The sequence below is a fragment of the Algoriphagus antarcticus genome, assembly GCF_002150685.1.
Lineage (GTDB): Bacteria > Bacteroidota > Bacteroidia > Cytophagales > Cyclobacteriaceae > Algoriphagus > Algoriphagus antarcticus.
Map to the genome: position 1 here is coordinate 25,873 of NZ_MSSW01000046.1, position 15,862 is coordinate 41,734.

18 protein-coding genes, 1 tRNA gene and 1 pseudogene are annotated in these 15,862 nt (G+C 41.0%); 6 read left to right on the plus strand and 14 right to left on the minus strand.

The window, feature by feature from the left end; translation table 11 throughout:
• Positions 1-7: 7 nt before the first annotated feature.
• Positions 8-460, plus strand: coding sequence for a group II intron maturase-specific domain-containing protein (locus BVH04_RS26665; RefSeq protein ID WP_169714447.1), 453 nt, complete (start codon positions 8-10; stop codon positions 458-460).
• Between the two features lie 283 nt (positions 461-743).
• Here BVH04_RS26665 and BVH04_RS15545 read toward each other — a convergent pair whose 3' ends face one another.
• Positions 744-2,450 (minus strand): amidohydrolase, encoded by a 1,707-nt coding sequence (locus BVH04_RS15545; protein WP_086542447.1) that lies wholly within the window; start codon positions 2,448-2,450, stop codon positions 744-746.
• A gap of 171 nt (positions 2,451-2,621) precedes the next feature.
• On the minus strand, positions 2,622-4,709 hold the full coding sequence (locus BVH04_RS15550; protein WP_086542391.1) for an FG-GAP-like repeat-containing protein: 2,088 nt from the start codon (positions 4,707-4,709) through the stop codon (positions 2,622-2,624).
• Between the two features lie 93 nt (positions 4,710-4,802).
• Between BVH04_RS15550 and BVH04_RS15555 the strand changes: the two genes are divergently transcribed.
• Positions 4,803-6,098 carry a UDP-N-acetylmuramoyl-tripeptide--D-alanyl-D-alanine ligase gene (locus BVH04_RS15555; RefSeq protein ID WP_086542392.1) on the plus strand — a complete coding sequence of 432 codons (1,296 nt, stop codon included), beginning with the start codon at positions 4,803-4,805 and terminating at the stop codon, positions 6,096-6,098.
• Here the strand turns inward: BVH04_RS15555 and BVH04_RS26155 are convergent.
• Together BVH04_RS26155 and BVH04_RS15565 are read right to left on the minus strand one after the other, a co-directional pair.
• Positions 6,091-6,453, minus strand: a pseudogene (locus tag BVH04_RS26155) (PIN domain-containing protein); the annotation flags it as partial. The gene BVH04_RS15555 and the pseudogene BVH04_RS26155 overlap by 8 nt on opposite strands.
• 45 nt (positions 6,454-6,498) lie before the next feature.
• Entirely contained in the window at positions 6,499-6,825 is a 327-nt protein-coding gene (locus BVH04_RS15565; RefSeq protein ID WP_086542394.1) for a DUF6364 family protein, read from the minus strand.
• Between the two features lie 133 nt (positions 6,826-6,958).
• Here BVH04_RS15565 and BVH04_RS15570 point away from each other — a divergent pair, with 133 nt between their 5' ends.
• Positions 6,959-7,636, plus strand: a complete 678-nt coding sequence (locus BVH04_RS15570; protein WP_086542395.1) for a DUF2461 domain-containing protein — start codon at positions 6,959-6,961, stop codon at positions 7,634-7,636.
• Between the two features lie 36 nt (positions 7,637-7,672).
• Here the strand turns inward: BVH04_RS15570 and BVH04_RS15575 are convergent, their stop codons facing one another.
• From BVH04_RS15575 to BVH04_RS15605, 7 genes are all read right to left on the minus strand, one after another.
• A complete protein-coding gene (locus BVH04_RS15575; protein WP_086542396.1) occupies positions 7,673-8,509 on the minus strand; it encodes a Cof-type HAD-IIB family hydrolase in 837 nt (278 codons plus the stop codon).
• Positions 8,510-8,594: 85 nt separating this feature from the next.
• A complete protein-coding gene (locus tag BVH04_RS15580) occupies positions 8,595-8,870 on the minus strand; it encodes a hypothetical protein (protein ID WP_086542397.1) in 276 nt (91 codons plus the stop codon).
• Between the two features lie 15 nt (positions 8,871-8,885).
• Positions 8,886-9,308: a hypothetical protein gene (locus BVH04_RS15585; protein ID WP_086542398.1), complete on the minus strand. Its 423-nt coding sequence runs from the start codon at positions 9,306-9,308 to the stop codon at positions 8,886-8,888.
• A 44-nt stretch (positions 9,309-9,352) separates the two neighbouring features.
• A complete protein-coding gene (locus tag BVH04_RS15590; protein WP_086542399.1) occupies positions 9,353-9,772 on the minus strand; it encodes a hypothetical protein in 420 nt (139 codons plus the stop codon).
• Between the two features lie 244 nt (positions 9,773-10,016).
• Positions 10,017-10,090 (minus strand) — tRNA-Ala (locus BVH04_RS15595).
• Between the two features lie 48 nt (positions 10,091-10,138).
• Positions 10,139-10,759 (minus strand): recombination mediator RecR, encoded by a 621-nt coding sequence (gene recR / locus BVH04_RS15600; RefSeq protein ID WP_086542400.1) that lies wholly within the window; start codon positions 10,757-10,759, stop codon positions 10,139-10,141.
• 15 nt (positions 10,760-10,774) lie between these two features.
• Positions 10,775-11,068 (minus strand): ATP-dependent Clp protease adaptor ClpS, encoded by a 294-nt coding sequence (locus BVH04_RS15605; RefSeq protein WP_086542401.1) that lies wholly within the window; start codon positions 11,066-11,068, stop codon positions 10,775-10,777.
• Positions 11,069-11,121: 53 nt separating this feature from the next.
• Between BVH04_RS15605 and BVH04_RS15610 the strand changes: the two genes are divergently transcribed.
• Positions 11,122-12,564 carry a sodium:solute symporter gene (locus BVH04_RS15610; protein ID WP_086542402.1) on the plus strand — a complete coding sequence of 481 codons (1,443 nt, stop codon included), beginning with the start codon at positions 11,122-11,124 and terminating at the stop codon, positions 12,562-12,564.
• A gap of 279 nt (positions 12,565-12,843) precedes the next feature.
• Here the strand turns inward: BVH04_RS15610 and tnpA are convergent, their stop codons facing one another.
• From tnpA to BVH04_RS15625, 3 genes are all read right to left on the minus strand, one after another.
• Positions 12,844-13,305 carry an IS200/IS605 family transposase gene (tnpA, locus tag BVH04_RS15615; protein WP_086542403.1) on the minus strand — a complete coding sequence of 154 codons (462 nt, stop codon included), beginning with the start codon at positions 13,303-13,305 and terminating at the stop codon, positions 12,844-12,846.
• Positions 13,306-13,441: 136 nt separating this feature from the next.
• Complete coding sequence (locus BVH04_RS15620) at positions 13,442-13,780, minus strand: MGMT family protein (protein ID WP_086542404.1); 339 nt, start codon at positions 13,778-13,780, stop codon at positions 13,442-13,444.
• Entirely contained in the window at positions 13,761-14,654 is an 894-nt protein-coding gene (locus BVH04_RS15625) for a mechanosensitive ion channel family protein (protein ID WP_086542405.1), read from the minus strand. Before BVH04_RS15625 ends, BVH04_RS15620 begins: the two co-directional genes overlap by 20 nt.
• Before the next feature lie 59 nt (positions 14,655-14,713).
• On the opposite strand from BVH04_RS15625, the gene BVH04_RS15630 reads away from it, so the two are divergent.
• On the plus strand, positions 14,714-15,391 hold the full coding sequence (locus BVH04_RS15630) for an SDR family NAD(P)-dependent oxidoreductase (protein WP_086542406.1): 678 nt from the start codon (positions 14,714-14,716) through the stop codon (positions 15,389-15,391).
• 9 nt (positions 15,392-15,400) lie between these two features.
• Positions 15,401-15,859: a nuclear transport factor 2 family protein gene (locus BVH04_RS15635; RefSeq protein WP_240510950.1), complete on the plus strand. Its 459-nt coding sequence runs from the start codon at positions 15,401-15,403 to the stop codon at positions 15,857-15,859.
• Positions 15,860-15,862 lie beyond the last annotated feature (3 nt).

The following is a 15,862-nucleotide window of genomic DNA, read 5'->3' on the forward strand; positions in this document are numbered from 1 at the left end:
TTCGGAGGTGAAGTTTTTAGGATACACCTTGCTACCGGGAGGATACATCTGTGTATCGGATGTCTCGGTAACTCGCCTAAAAGACAAGATCAGGGAAATCACTAAACGGAATCGGGGAGTGCCGTTTATGCAGCTAATCCGTGAGTTAAATCGGGTAATTATCGGCTGGGTAAATTACTTTAAACTCGCCAATAGATGGTTGGATACCTTCCGCAACATGGAGGGGTGGATGCGCAGAAAGCTGCGCTGTTATCGCCTTAAACAATGTGGAAGGAAATACACCATATTTAAATTCCTACGAAGTTTTGGTGTCCCTGAAACCACCAGCTGGTACGTTGTTATGTACTCCCAGGGCTGGTGGAAAATGTCTTCTAAGGTTGCAGTAGCAAAGGCTATGGGTAATCAATGGTTCGCCCAACATGGGCTACACTCTCTATTACTTCGCATGAAGACGTTCTAATCAATAAAAACCGCCTTGGTACGATAGCCGTATGCCGGGTGGTGTGGGGGGACAGCGGCGTAAGCCGCTTCCTACCCGATTAGAGATATACGTGATAGATTTTTATTCTAAAGCTCCATCGGAGCCACACATGTTGATGGGTTTGTGATTTTTTAGCTGGAATCATAAGGAGACTATAAAAAGCAAAAAAAAGTCCCAAATCTTCTGATCTGAGACTTTTTTTAAAATTAATGTCTAGTTATATCGTATGATCTCTGACTGAATTACTGCGACTGAAAACTGATTACTCCTTCTTATACACCACTTTACCTCCGACTACAGTCATTGCGACTTTGGCTTGCAAGATTTCATCCTCCGGAACTTCCATGATATTCTTATCGAAAACCGTGAAATCAGCAGCTTTTCCTACTTCAATTGAACCCTTAAAATCCTCCTCAAACTCTGCAAAAGCTCCATCTAAGGTGTAAGATTTCAGTGCTTCTTTACGCGTCATTTTCTGATCTCCTTCATATCCTCCGTCGGGCAATCCTTGTAAGGTTTTGCGAGTAACAGACGCATAGAATGAAGGAATAGGATCAACTGGCTCAACTGGTGCATCCGTTCCGTTGGTGACTACAGCTCCGCTTTGCATGAGTTTCTGCCAAACATAAGCTCCGTCTATAATTCTTTTTTCGCCCAGTCTATCGATAGCCCAAGGACGATCCGAACTCAGGTGAATTGCCTGCATAGCAGCGATTACCCCAAGTTCACCGAATCTAGGAATGTCGTCTGGATGAATATGCTGTGCATGCTCGATACGGAATCTCAGGTTTTTGAAATCTGGATAGTTTGCAAAAGCTCCTTCATAGCGATCAAGAATTTCCTGATTTGCTCGGTCGCCGATAGCATGTGAGCAAACTTGTAATCCAGCTGGAATTGCTTTCTCAGAGACTTCAGTTACCACAGACATCGGCAATGTTTCGTGGCCACGATGACCTGGTCGATCTGCGTAATCTTCCAAAAGCCATGCTCCCCGAGAACCTAAAGCTCCGTCACAGTTCAACTTAATCGATCGAACGGTCAGCATATGATCTGCTGTGTCGATCATAGGGCCTCTTTCATACCATTTTTCCAAAAGTGCAGGCTGAGTTCCAGTCAGCATCACATATTGGCGGACGGTAAGCTTTCCTTCATTTTTAAATTTCTGGATTAGGTCAATCACATTTTGTCCACTTCCAGCATCATGGAAACTTGTGATTCCCTTTTCATTCAATTCTTGAAGCGCTAAAGTCAACGCCTGCTCAGCTCTCTCTGGAGTCTCGGCTGGAATCAATCTGGCGACAAGTCCAGCAGCTCTTTCGGCAAGAATTCCTGTTGGATTTCCCAGTTCATCCAAAATAATTTCTCCTCCTTCTACCTCGCCTGGTCTTTCACCTTTTAGATTGCTGATGCCAGCGAGTTCAAGTGCTTTTCCATTGGCAAAAGCGGCATGGCCAGAAGCATGCCGTAAAAACACAGGATTGTCGGCAGAAACTTCATTTAGCTGATCGTTGGTTTGGAAGCCTTTCACCATTTTTTCAGGCTTCTCGATCCATTTATCCTGATGCCAGCCGCGACCGGTGATCCATTCGCCTGGTTTTGCTTTGGCCACTGCTTCAGCTACTTTTTCGACCAGTTCATCGTAGGTCTTCACATACATAAGATCCAGTTCAAGCTTGTTGTAGCCGATTCCCATCAGGTGAGCGTGGGATTCGATGATACCAGGAGTCATGGTTTCTCCATGCAAATCGATTACTTCAGTATTTTCAGCTTTGTGTTTTTCGATCTCTTCGGCGGATCCCACCGCTAGGATCATTCCGTCTTTGACGGCGACTGCTTCGGCAGTGGGTTGCGCATCATTGACGGTGTAAATGATGCCATTGGTAAAAATCAGATCAGCGGGTTCAGCCTTGTCTGAAGAGCAAGAAATGAGGAAAATACCCAGTATTGCGAGTAAGTAGATGTTTTTCATGTGTTTATACCTATTTTTTATGGTCACACCTGTCTGCCGGCAGGCGAGTGGAATCTCGCATAATTGATAATTCTCCCCAGCGTGCGATGGCAAGGTCATACTCGATTTCATGGATTAGTATTACAGCCAAAACTACCCTATTTCAAACAATCCAAAAAGCCAGTCCTGTAATTAGCGCATCCAGATTTTACGGGTTTCTCTGAATTTCCCTTCAGATTCGAGTATAAGGATGTATAATCCAGGAGTAAGAAAACTCGCTTGGATTTCGACTTCTAGGTTAGCTGGAATCTGAATGTTACTCAGCAATTCTTGTCCGAGAGAATTGACTAATGTGCCTATTGAAGCTTTACTAGTAATGACTTTAATAGGACCGTCGTTTGGGTTGGGATAGATTTTGATTTTATACTCGTCAGTACCAGGATTTGGGTTTTCGGTCGAGCTCAAGTAAATCAGGCCGCCTCCTCGTGTTCCTAGAACCAAATCTGTTGGCCCTTCAAAAGCTGGTTTGATCGTAGCAATCCATGCGTTTCTACCCAATCGGGTTGGAAGGGTTTGATTGCCTATTTGCACAAATACATCAGAGCGAGTCGAGGATTGCATGAAATTTTCAATTTTATTAAGTACTCCATTTTGATCGACCGTGTAAAGGTCAGGATTAGGCTTTTCGATTACGGCGACGCTTAGGTTTCGATTTGCGGGGTTATCGCTAAAGCCCAAAAAATCAGTCTCTTTGAGGATTGCGGTATACGTGGAGAAATCTATCTCATATAAATCCAAGCTTCCATTTTGCGAAGCCACAAGCATCAGATCTACGTTCTCATAATTGAAAAACTGGAGATAATCTCCACGCTGAGGAGCGTATCCAGCTACGGAAACAGGAGTGTTTTCGGCTTTAGATAGATCATAAATTGCCTGTGAGGGAATATTGTTTTGATACCTGATACCTGAGGCCAGCAAATTCGTTTGTCCAGCTTTGTCGCGAAAATTGATGTACTGTGCATCCAACAGATCGAGAGCAGACAGATTTACATATTCACCAACTTGTTCTATGAGTTTCCCGTCGATCATTTTAAACTTGGAAAGCATGGACTCTACTTGCCCATTTTCCATCAGCGTATTTGCAGTGACTAGAAGTTCTCCCTGACTTTTATTTCCAAAGAAAACAGGCCTCGCATTTTCCCCTAAATCAATCATTTGATCTTGTAGGAAATCATAATCAGCATTTCCCTGATTATCGATTTTCACAATGGAACTGGCGAAATCCATTTTGTAATTGAAAGCAATTTCGCTGGTATTTAGACTAATGATTAGGTCTTCGTCAATCAGTTGTCCACTATGAAAAATGGGGAATTCGGGGAAATCGCCATAGTCGGGAAGGCTATTGGTGAAGCTTGTAAAAATTGGATCTATCGAACTTCCTGAATTGGGCAGAAAATAAAGAACACTGCACTCATCCCGACCCAAAACCAGATCATCTATTCCATCTCCATTAAAATCCTGAAATAAAATAGAATGTCCTCCTGCATGCTCGATTCTTTTATTTTCATCTTCCAAATCTAATTTTGCCAATGGAGAACCTGAGCAAGTCTTTCCGAAGGAAAAATCTCCACATCCGCAAAACTCAAAGTTGCCCCAATGGTTTTCTCCAAATGCAAATCCATCGATATCCGCTGTTCCTTTTCGTTCCACGCTGGTGTTTCTGTAGAACTCCATGTAATCGCCTCCGGCAAAATTGAAGATGACTAAATCCAGATCCCCATCTCCATCTAGGTCTTGGATTAGAGGAGTGTCCAAGTTATTGGTTTGGATATTTCCTGAGCCATCCAGTTTGAGAAAGTTTTGAGCAATTGTCCAAGAAATCTGGGTTCCCGTCGATGTATTTTTATAGGCTTTGATTCCAAGGGCGGTGGAAGTGAAAAGATCCTTTTTCCCATCTCCATCAAAATCTGCCAGCACAAGAAATCCTCTGATGTCAGTCGGGAATGCATAGCTTAATTCTGGCAGGTGAGTGAAGGTTTCTCCACCCTTTTTAAAAACAAGTAGTTGTCGGGAATTGATGTCCCAAATAATCCATTCTTCGATCCCATCTCCCGTCAAATCAATTGTTTCTATTTGTGCTGAATTGATTCCTCCGGCAAAAGGAGAGGCAAGCAAAACATCATTAACCTGAACTTCCGGCTGTTGATCAATTCGATAAATTTCTTGTGCATTCAGCTGTAAGCTGCTGATGAGAAAAATGATAATCCAGAATTTGCGCATGGAATGGTAATAGGTAAGACAAATTAATACGGTAGTCTCAGTTCAAAGATGTGAATGATTGCTTTATTTTGGGAATTAATTCCTTCAAAAACGATGAATCTCTCCATTTTATATACCCTCTTCAAAAATAGTACTGGAGTCAGTACTGATACCCGAAAGATCGCAAAAGGCAACCTGTTTTTTGCGTTGAAAGGTCCAAATTTCGATGCTAATTCTTTTGCTCCAACAGCTTTGGAAATGGGGGCTTCGGCTGTTGTAATCGATGACATAGCCTACTTTGTGGAGGATGATGAGCGTTATTTTTTTGCTGAGGACTCCTTGAAAATGCTTCAGGATTTGGCCAATCATCATCGCAAGCAATTAACTATTCCGATCATAGGATTGACGGGATCGAATGGTAAAACAACCACCAAGGAGTTGATGAAGGCTGTTTTGAGCAAGAAATTCAAAACGGCTGCAACGGATGGGAATCTCAATAATCACATTGGAGTGCCTTTGACATTACTAACTATTACCGAAGAGGATGAAATCGCACTAGTAGAAATGGGGGCGAATAAACAAGGTGATATAGCCGAGCTTTGCCAGATCGCTGAACCGACGCATGGGATGATAACCAATATCGGTAAAGCGCATCTGGAAGGAATGGGCGGGCCAGAGGGAGTACTGAAAACCAAGACAGAGTTGTTCCAATTTTTAAGAGAAAATGGAAGGACTGTGTTTATCAACTCTCAAGATCCGATTTTATCCAATTTTGTAAAGCGATTTGAGAATCCGGTGCTTTATCCTTCTCATGGTGATTTTTGTGAGGTGATTTTTCAAGAGGCCAATCCTTTTGTTAAATTTTCATTGGGAGGGGAAGAAGAGGTGTTTCTAACACACTTGATAGGAGCTTATAATTTCGGGAATATAGCCACTGCGCTCACTATCGGGAAGTTTTTTGGAGTGGAGGTAGAAAAGGCTGTGGAAGCTATTGTGAATTATCAGCCTTCCAATATGCGATCACAACTACTTGAAAAGCGCAGCAATTTGATCATCCTTGATGCTTACAATGCTAATCCTTCTAGCATGGAAGTAGCGATTAGGACTTTTGGGCAGATGACTGGCAAGAAGCACAAAATGCTGATCCTGGGTGATATGTTCGAATTGGGTGAGCATGCAGTGACGGAACATGCTAGGCTGGGAGAAATTATCAGCGAATATGAGATCGAAAAAGTTTGCTTTACTGGTCAGCTGATCGCGTCTGCCTTAGCCACTTACCCTAAGGCATTGTTTTTCCCAGACACTTTTTCATTTAGAAATTGGCTGCAGGACAGCAATCTGGAGGATTATCTCATCTTGATAAAAGGTAGCCGCGGAATGAAGCTGGAAGGGTTGGTTGATTTTATTTGAAGAGGGCAAGGAAGGAATCTGGTGTATGGACGGGAAGAGTGGATAATTTGTAGTCTTTAATATTTCTTGTAATAATAGCCTCAACGGGCGGGTTTTGTATAGCAGTTTCAAATTGTATAGCATCTTCAAAATCTTTAAATCCGTTCTGAAACGCATTTCTGATTTCAAGATCTCCCACTGAAAGAATGTGGCAATATTCCAAAATCTGGAGTATTGACTGTATCGTTTTATCTTTTCCGATTTCTTTTCTAGCAATGTAAAATGAATTTGAAATCATGAGGCTCGAAAGAAAAATTGAAACTTCACCAGTTACACCCAAAAGAAAGATTTTACTTGATTTTCTGAAAAAGGAACTCTTGTCAGTAAAGTGTCCAAGAAGACATCGGAATCAACTAATATGTTAAGAGCCATATTTTTTTATTAATTCCTCGGTAAGAGTTTTTTTATCTTTTGATAATTCTGAATACTCTAATTCTGCATTAGTTTTTTCCTTGTGTGAAAAAAACACTTCCAAATTCTTTGGAATAGGCTCAGTTCCTTCTAAAATCCGCTTCACTAGTTCAGGGTTTTTGGGAGTTATTTTCTCTAAGCCTCTTTTCTTGGTTTCAGTTACATCAGCCAAAAGTGTTTCTACAAGATCAGATAGACTCTGACCTTGCCGCTCAGCATACTTTTTTGCTTTTTCGGCAAGTTCTTCGTTGATGTCTAATGTTACTTTCGTTGTCATGACTTCTGGAATATTGGATATAATTTAAGAAGATTTCTTTCATTGTTGAAATCAATTTTGATTCAATTAAGTTTACTTCCGAGTCAGACCTCTGACGGTTTACGAGTTTTATTGCTTACGAAAAATACATATCATGCGTCCATTCTTGCCTTTTCTAGCTGCCCTTGGCGAACATAATTCTAAAGAGTGGATGGATGCCAATAAGAAATGGTATCAGGACACAAAGGCTGAGTTTTTGGAAGATGTGGCGGTTTTGCTGAAAGGAATCGGCGAATGGGAACCCGAGCTTTTGGTGTTTAAACCCAAGGATTGTGTGTTTAGACAAAATCGCGATATCCGCTTTTCGACTAATAAAGCTCCTTATAAGTCAAACTTTGGAGCTTATTTTTCACCAAAAGGAAAGAAGTCGGAAGGGCCTGGATACTACCTTCAAGTTCAACCTGGTAATTCATTTTTGGCGGGAGGAATCTGGATGCCGATGGCTGAGACCTTGAAAAAAATCAGGAGGGAAATAGATTACTCGGGATCAGAACTAGCGAAAATTGAAAGCAAGCCTGAATTCAAATCACTCTTTGGTCAAATCGAAGGAGAAAAACTCAAAACCAGTCCCCGCGATTACGAGGCTGATCATGAATTTATTGGATACTTAAGATTGAAGAGTTTTACTGTTTCTTCGAAAATCTCAGATAGCGATATTGAATCAGGAAATTTCATCAACATTGCTTTGGATGGTTTTCAGAAAATGAGACCGTTGCAGGAGTTTCTTGCTAAAGCGATAGAAGATGTGGAAGGCGGATCGGGAATATTATAAGCTAGTATCTAGATGTAAGATTAGAGATATAAGAGTCTAGACCTGAGAATTAATCTCGAATTTCAAATCTTTCATTTTCTCCAGTGTAGCAGCGACACCATCTTCCTTATTGTGGTGAGTAATCTCATTCGCAACAGCCTTCACTTCCATTCGGGCGTTTTCAACCGCGACTCCCCAGCCTACAGACTGCAACAGATCGATGTCATTATAATTGTCGCCAAAGGCAATCACTGACTCCATGCCGAAGTCGAATGCATGTTCTAGGATCTTCTTTAGTCCCGTAGCTTTTGAAATAGCTTTTGGAGCAATTTCAAGATACGTATCGCTGGATCGATAAAGGTGCAAATCCAATGAATGCTCAAAATGCAATTCTCCGAAAAGCCAAGAGATTTCTTCGCTTGTTCCCATGCACATGACCTTGTGTGCGCCAGAATTGCCTTTTGACCAAAGCTCTACCACATCTTGTCCCGGAAGCCAGGTACAAGCAACTTTCGTGTTTCTAACTTCCCGCTGAGACCAATAGTCGTCTTTTTCCTCATACCAATTTTCTCCCTGAAATAAGCTCACATGGATGTCTGTTTTATGAGTTAGTCGAATGATTTTGGCTACCAAATCAACAGGAATACTCACGTCTTCAAGCACTTCTCCTTCTGCACTTAGGACATATCCGCCATTGTAACTTATCAAGGGTTGGGAAACGCGATTCATATCATGAAGCAAATGGCGCATAGCATCAGGCATGCGTGAACTTGCTAGAATCACGGGAAAATCCGACGGTAACTCAGCTACTACGGCTTTGAGGCGAGGAGAAAGATCACGCACCGAATTGAGGAGTGTGCCGTCAATGTCAGAGCAAAAGGCTTTTATTTTCATATGGTTTTAATTTTCTTTCAATAGCCATATGGAATCTCATAGGGTTGATAATCCTTTCGTTTGAAGACTAGCGTCATACTCGATTTCATTGATTGAATTCAGACCAGACCACATCATCTGCAAAATTGGCGAACACCCCAAAACCAATGACAGCTATAAATAGTATTATTGCGGCAAAAATAATGAGTTTGACAATTAACTCAGCTTTGGCCCAAGTCGCTTTTTCTGGATCGGTGGTTTTATCCGTTGCCCATACAATGAGCATGATGAGACCGATTAAAGGAAGCCTTTTTATCAGAACTGCGATTATCCATTCTCCCAAAGAGGTAGGAGGTTTTTTGTATTCATTTGGAAATTCCATATACAATAGGGTTAGTTAAAAATCTTTCGTTTCAAACATATATTCCTGCATGGCCACATTCTCAGGATTAGTTGGATCTGTTTGAATAAACTGCACGGTAATTTGTTGATAATCTCCTGCATTTTCAAAATCTCTGAGGTAAAGTTCAGCACATTTTCTAGCCAAAACCTCGGGTTGATTTCCTAAAATGAGCGGATCGCCATTTTCTAATTTCAGATAAATTGTAGAAGTGGTCGTGTCATTCGAAGTTGATTTGCTGAGATTCACATTCATTCCTTGGAACTTACCAAGCATTCGGATTTCCTCAGAAGGCATAAATCCCTCTCCCATCATCGCCTCCATTCCTTTGAAAGCAAATTTTGCAATGTTTTCAGGGTTGCACGAGCAGGAACTGATTGTTGCCAGGGAAAAAAGTAGGATAAGTATTCGGTTTCGCATGTTGATTTCCAGTTAGGAATTAGGTCATGCGAATTTAAACAATCTTAGGTAGATCTTTTTGAGATGACAAAAATGGCGCGTTTTTCTTCGGGTTTTTGAGGGTTGTTTAGGTCTGGGTAAGGAAAAGCATCTATCAGGTTTACTGTGTATTCTGAAGTAGAAAACTCCTGAGGAAAACCACTTGCATTTTCATTGGTGCTTAGCTGAAAGTCAGTATTCTTTCCATCAATTTTGAGTTGTCCTTCAATAACGATCATCCCCGCCCAGATGCAATTTACTCCAGCTGGACATCGAGAATCCTGAATATCCAAAAGGGTAACGGATATGTTTTTAGGACAATTTTGAAGTGTTTCATTATTCGCTATTTCAAATTCCTTGTCTAGGTCAAAGCCCTCACAATCATTACCATTATTGCAAGAGAAGAATAAAGAGGCAGTCAGGAATAGTATCAATAGGTTGCGCATAGCGGTTCGAATTAGAGATGGTTTAAAAGTATGAACTATACGGATTTGAGGAAGGAAGTGCTTCAAAATATTGTGTAGGAATCTAGGGAGAAAGGAAACTGTATAAAAAAAAAGCTCCACATTTTACTGTGAAGCTTTCAAAGTGGAGAATAACGGCCCAGATAGTGATCGGGAGAGCCGATGACCTTCTATTTATATGTAAAAAAACAAAAAAGCTCCACATTTTACTGTGAAGCTTTCAAAGTGGAGAATAACGGATTCGAACCGTTGACCCCTACACTGCCAGCGTAGTGCTCTAGCCAACTGAGCTAATCCCCCTTTTGGTTTGCAAATATAGACCTAGGTTTTTGCTGTGCAAAGGAAATTTTACTCCGTAGAGTAATTAATTCGAGTCATGATGCTTCGGCCAAGTGTGACTTCATCAGTGAATTCTAATTCACCTCCCACAGGTATTCCCCGGGCGATAGAACTTACCATGACGCCTTTTTCCTTCAGCTTTTTTGCCAGATAAAATGAAGTAGTATCACCTTCCATTGTGGCGCTGAGTGCTAAAATAACTTCCTTAATCGGGTCATCTTGCCCAGCAGCGTCTACTCTGGATAGCAAAGTCTCGATCTTCAGCTCCTCTGGTCCGATGCCTTGAATAGGAGAAATCACTCCACCTAGTACATGATATTTACCCTGAAACTGATTGGTATTTTCTATTGCCAAAACATCCCGAATGTCTTCGACCACACAAATAATGGATCCATCACGGCGATGACTGATGCAGATACTGCACTCTTCAGCATCTGAGATATTATGACAGATTTTGCAATACTGTATCTCAGTTCGCATACGAGTGATTGCCAAAGCCAGAGCTTCAGTGTTTGCCTCGTGTTGCTTGAGAAGATGCAGCGCTAGTCGAAGAGCTGTTTTCTTACCGATTCCTGGAAGTCGGGAGATTTCGGTGACAGCATCTTCTATCAGTTTGGAAGGGAAATTCACTTAGGCGGGTTTGAGTTATTCGATTGTAGCTTGGATTCCGGCATTTAATATAGCTTCACACATAGGTTTTAGCTCAGTGATACTGCCTTTTTTTACCGCACACTTTCCCCTGTAGTGAATGGTGATAGCGCATTGTTCCGCTTGTTCATTAGTGTGCTTGCAGACTTTTATCAGAATCTTGATTACATGATCGAATGTGTTGAATTCGTCATTATAGACAATCAGGTCGTTGGATTCAATATCAATCATATCCTCCACCAAAACTTCGGATTCTTCGATATATGGAAATGGGTCGTTTGAATGATTCATTTTGCAAAATTAAGAATATTGAACAACTTAGCGAACCCACTTCAATACGATTTATGAATTCCCAAGTAGTCCTCCTGGTAATCTGTTGTTATTTTTTACTCCTTTTTCTCATTTCCTGGCTCACTTCCCGCAACGTTTCCGCGGATACCTTCTTCACTGGAGACCGCCAATCGCCATGGTTTTTGGTGGCTTTTGGGATGATAGGGGCCTCACTTTCAGGAGTCACCTTTATCTCTGTTCCTGGGGAGGTTGGTAATTCTAACTTCTTTTACTTTCAAGTTGTTTTGGGGTACACACTTGGCTATTTCACTATTGCCAAAGTTCTGCTGCCTCTTTATTACCGATTAAACCTTGTCTCGATTTATTCTTACTTAGACGATAGATTTGGCTTTTGGTCCTACAAGACGGGAGCTTTTTTCTTTATTCTTTCAAGAACTTTAGGGTCTTCCATTCGGGTTTTTTTGGTAGCAACAGTACTTCAATTGATACTTTTTGATTCCTTAGGTATTCCTTTTTGGGTTTCGGTGCTGATAACTGTTGGGTTAATTTGGCTTTATACCCATCGTGGCGGTATCAAAACAGTAGTTTGGACGGATACGCTTCAGACGTTCTTTATGCTGGCCGCTGTGGTTGTTTGTGTGATTATGGTTGGCAATGAATTGAACTTCGACGGTGTGAGCGATTATGTCAAAGCTGTTTCTAATGATCCACGTTCTCAGATTTTCAATTGGGATTGGAAAGCAGGCACGAATTTCTTCAAGCAATTTATCTCGGGCGCATTTATCACCATTGTGATGACAGGCTTAGATCAGGATATGATGCAAAAGAATCTGACCTGTAAAAACATTGGTGATGCTCAGAAGAACATGTTCTGGTTTACGACGATTTTGGTTTTTGTAAACCTGCTTTTCTTGGCTTTGGGCGTTCTCCTTTTTCTATATGCTGAAACTCAGGGAGTACAGATTCCAACTAAAACAGATGAGCTTTTTCCATTATTGGCTACGCAATATTTCTCTCCATTTGCGGGAATCGTATTTGTACTGGGAATCACTGCCGCAGCTTATTCTAGCGCGGATTCCACACTTACAGCGCTGACCACTTCATTTTGTATTGATTTTCTTGAGATTGATAAAAGGTATCCTGCGGAAAAGCGCGTATCGGTGCGTAAGAAAGTCCACATCGTATTCACCTTCGTGATGTTTTTGGTGATTATGGCCTTCCACTGGATCAATAACCAAAGTGTAATTAATTCTGTCTTTGTGATAGCAGGATATACCTATGGCCCATTGCTGGGACTTTATTCCTTTGGTCTTTTCACGAAGTGGAAAGTGAAGGATAAGTGGGTTCCTTACCTAGCAGTATTTGCACCTTTACTGACATTTGCGATAGCATCCAATTCAGAGGAATTATTCTGGGGTTACAAATTCGGATTCGAAGCGCTGATCTTGAATGGGTTGATCATGTTTGTTGGGCTGTATTTGTTGAGGAGGAAGTGATTTTTCACCAAACGTTCTTACGGAAAGACAGAATAAAAACCCTGTGTAATATCCTACCAGCCACACGTTTCTACGGAACGATGAGAATTACTTCCGATTGACATTTCTACCGACCATACATTCCACGGAATGAATCATTGATCATATCGAAAAAAGTTAATAACCTCATTGTATCGATACAAATCTGATTTAGCATTTGTCCCATCGGGACAACTGGTCGGTAGAAACATGATAGGTTTCCAGGAGAAGCGTTCCATCGGAACGCTTGGTGAATCAAATTTAGATCAAATCGTGAAATATATATTTTTCATCCCATTCAAGACCAAAAACATCAAGAATAAACTTGTATTCCTCAATGAATGATTTCTTTTTGTGATGCTCTTCCTGATTTTGGATATATCTAATTACTTGAGGTATTTGACTTTTAGAATGGGAAAAAGCTCCAAAACCATCTTGCCACTGGAATTTGGAGGCGCTTAATTTATTCGCATTGACCCATTTTGAGCTTTCCGTTTTTGTGTTTTGAATTAATGAGGATAAGGATTGGTCTGGCCTTAATCCAATCAAAATATGAATATGGTCAGGCATACTTTCAACTTGCAGAACTTTGTGCTTGTTTGCCTGAATTATTCCAGTCAAATATTGGTGGAGACGCTCCTTCCAACTTGAATGAATTTGTGCTTGCCTGAATTTTACCGCAAAAATTAAATGAATATGGATTTGTGTGTAGGTGTTTGGCATAACGAAAAATAAAAAGTGTTAACTAATTTAAATTCTTATTAGTCCATTACCAAACGTTCCTACGGATCGATAGAATCGAGCGTTCCATCGGAACACATGGTAATTGTCTTGTCTTAAATTACTATTGTCTATATTTTTATAGCACCAACTCCACCTCGGGATTCCAGAAGACTTTCTCGAAATTCTGGACTTTGTCTTTTACTACCTTTACCCCTTCTTTCTCAAGCAATTCTTGCATTTCTGTTGAGGTGGAAAAATGGCCTTTTCCTGTCAATAACCCCTGACTGTTCACTACCCGATGTGCTGGTACATCCGCCATAGTATGAGCAGCATTCATAGCATAACCCACCATTCTCGCGCCGCTTTTTATCCCTAAATAATGCGCGATCGCTCCATAATTGGTAACTCTTCCGCTTGGAATCAAGCGAACTACCTGATAGACGAGATCAAAATAATTAAGCTTTTCGGGTTTCATTAGACCAGTTGATTAAGGCTTGATTGACGGTTTTTTTGACGTTCTTTTCTATGACTTTTTCTCCTGATTTGATTGGGAATTGATAGCGGATGATGATGCTTTCGGGTTTTCTGTCGATTACATTCAATTGTGATCCTTCCACATATACATAATCGGAGAATTTGGCCAGTGACTCATTCAGCGTCTTTTCCAAGTCATTTAGCTGGATCACAGAATAAAATGGGATCTCGGAATCCAAGATGATCTGATGGGAATTATTCTTAGAGTAGTTTACCACTTCCGAAGTCAACGCCAGCGTATTTGGGACGATGATAATCTCGCCTGTTTCACTTTTGAGCACCAAATTGATCAGGGTGATATCGCGTATAAAACCCACACTTTTCCCAATCAAAATCTTATCTCCAATCTCCAACTGATCCGAAAACATCATGATCAATCCGTTGACGATATTGGTGATATAGTCCTTTGTTAGTAAGGCGATTGCCGCCGCTACGATAGTGATGCTCGTGAGGAATTCCAGCGGGCGAACTCCAAACGCTAACATCAAGGTGATCAAAAACACAATGATGTTGAGCAAGGTGGAAAGTCTGTCTATACCGATTACAAAGTTGGGCTGAACCCGCATATCCTCGGTTTTCTTCAGGTAAAACTGCAAAGTAATAATTCTCGCAAGAGAGATTACCAGGTTGCCACTTACCAGAACTATGGCGGCTCTTATTAGGTTTGAAGCGATTATATGAGTTTCGAAGAAAGGACTGAACCAGCTATTCGACTCAAAGCTTATGACCAAAATTACCAGAAGCACGAGCTTGAAAAAGAAATTTATTCTGCGTTTATTTTCTTGAGTCTTTATGATGCTTTTGAGTTGATTCATGTCGTTTTCGAAAAATTAAGGCTATTTTTAACAAATATCAGAAAGAATTTCGGAGTAGTATGAGCAGAAATATCATTATCACAGGAGCAGGAGGAAATCTGGGATCAGCAGTCGTGGAGAAGTTCGCTCGCGAAGGATATCACATTATTGCTTTGGTTCAGCCAGGCAAAGACTATGAATTGGAAGATGCTGATGATATCTACGAAGTAGATGTGACAGATGAAAATGCCGTTGCTGAATTCATCAAAGAGTACCATTTACAATATGGAAGTGTGGATGCGCTGGCGTTTTTAGTAGGTGGTTTTGCGATGGGTGGAATAGAGGAAACAAGCCAAGCAGATCTGGAGAAAATGTTCACACTGAATTTTTTCTCAGCGTTTCATTTGGTAAAAGGCTTTTTGCCGATCATGAAGAATCAGGAAAAAGGCACATTTCTTTTCGTAGGAGCCAGACCTGCGCTACAAATTGAGGATGCTGGTGGAACTTTGGCCTATTCCTTAAGCAAGAAATTAGTCATCTCACTGGCCGAAATAGTAGGAGAGGAGACTAAGAACACCCCCATCCGATCGCATGTTTTTGTACCAAGTATTATCGATACGCCTCCAAATCGCGAGTCTATGCCAGCTGCTGATTTTAGCAAATGGGTGCGCTCAGACGAGATCGCAGAAACAATGCATTATGCTGTAAATACCCATGCACTTCGAAATATGACATTCAAACTTTATGGTGAAGTTTAACTTATCCTTATGAAAATGAAATCCGTTTTACTTGGTTTTTTTGTCTTTATGATGGCAATTCCAGCATTTTCTCAGTCCGATGAGGTGGCTGTGAAAGCTGTAATCGAATCTCTATTTGAAGGAATGAGAGCTAAAAATGCAGATCAGGTTGGGGCTGTATTTTCAGAAAATGCAATCATGCAGACGATAGAGACTACTGGCGGGATAGGCGTGGTAAAAGCTGGATCGGTTGCTGATTTTGTCACAGGAATAGGAAGTCTTCCTGCAGAGGCAAAGCTAGACGAAAGAATCACTGACTATCAAATCAACATTGACGGGCCGATGGCTACTGCTTGGACTCCGTATGAATTTTATTACAATGACAAATTCAGCCACTGTGGTGTGAATTCTTTTCAATTAGTGAAAATGGCCGAAGGCTGGAAAATAGTTTATATAATCGATACTCGCCAAAAAGACGGCTGCTCTTGATAA

Bases quoted from the DNA above. Each gene is read 5' to 3' on its own strand.
- BVH04_RS15545 (WP_086542447.1), bottom strand. From the start codon at position 2,450: ATGAAAAACATCTACTTACTCGCAATACTGGGTATTTTCCTCATTTCT.
- BVH04_RS15550 (WP_086542391.1), bottom strand. From the start codon at position 4,709: ATGCGCAAATTCTGGATTATCATTTTTCTCATCAGCAGCTTACAGCTG.
- BVH04_RS15555 (WP_086542392.1), top strand. From the start codon at position 4,803: ATGAATCTCTCCATTTTATATACCCTCTTCAAAAATAGTACTGGAGTC.
- BVH04_RS15565 (WP_086542394.1), bottom strand. From the start codon at position 6,825: ATGACAACGAAAGTAACATTAGACATCAACGAAGAACTTGCCGAAAAA.
- BVH04_RS15570 (WP_086542395.1), top strand. From the start codon at position 6,959: ATGCGTCCATTCTTGCCTTTTCTAGCTGCCCTTGGCGAACATAATTCT.
- BVH04_RS15575 (WP_086542396.1), bottom strand. From the start codon at position 8,509: ATGAAAATAAAAGCCTTTTGCTCTGACATTGACGGCACACTCCTCAAT.
- BVH04_RS15580 (WP_086542397.1), bottom strand. From the start codon at position 8,870: ATGGAATTTCCAAATGAATACAAAAAACCTCCTACCTCTTTGGGAGAA.
- BVH04_RS15585 (WP_086542398.1), bottom strand. From the start codon at position 9,308: ATGCGAAACCGAATACTTATCCTACTTTTTTCCCTGGCAACAATCAGT.
- BVH04_RS15590 (WP_086542399.1), bottom strand. From the start codon at position 9,772: ATGCGCAACCTATTGATACTATTCCTGACTGCCTCTTTATTCTTCTCT.
- BVH04_RS15605 (WP_086542401.1), bottom strand. From the start codon at position 11,068: ATGAATCATTCAAACGACCCATTTCCATATATCGAAGAATCCGAAGTT.
- BVH04_RS15610 (WP_086542402.1), top strand. From the start codon at position 11,122: ATGAATTCCCAAGTAGTCCTCCTGGTAATCTGTTGTTATTTTTTACTC.
- tnpA (WP_086542403.1), bottom strand. From the start codon at position 13,305: ATGCCAAACACCTACACACAAATCCATATTCATTTAATTTTTGCGGTA.
- BVH04_RS15620 (WP_086542404.1), bottom strand. From the start codon at position 13,780: ATGAAACCCGAAAAGCTTAATTATTTTGATCTCGTCTATCAGGTAGTT.
- BVH04_RS15625 (WP_086542405.1), bottom strand. From the start codon at position 14,654: ATGAATCAACTCAAAAGCATCATAAAGACTCAAGAAAATAAACGCAGA.
- BVH04_RS15630 (WP_086542406.1), top strand. From the start codon at position 14,714: ATGAGCAGAAATATCATTATCACAGGAGCAGGAGGAAATCTGGGATCA.
- BVH04_RS15635 (WP_240510950.1), top strand. From the start codon at position 15,401: ATGAAAATGAAATCCGTTTTACTTGGTTTTTTTGTCTTTATGATGGCA.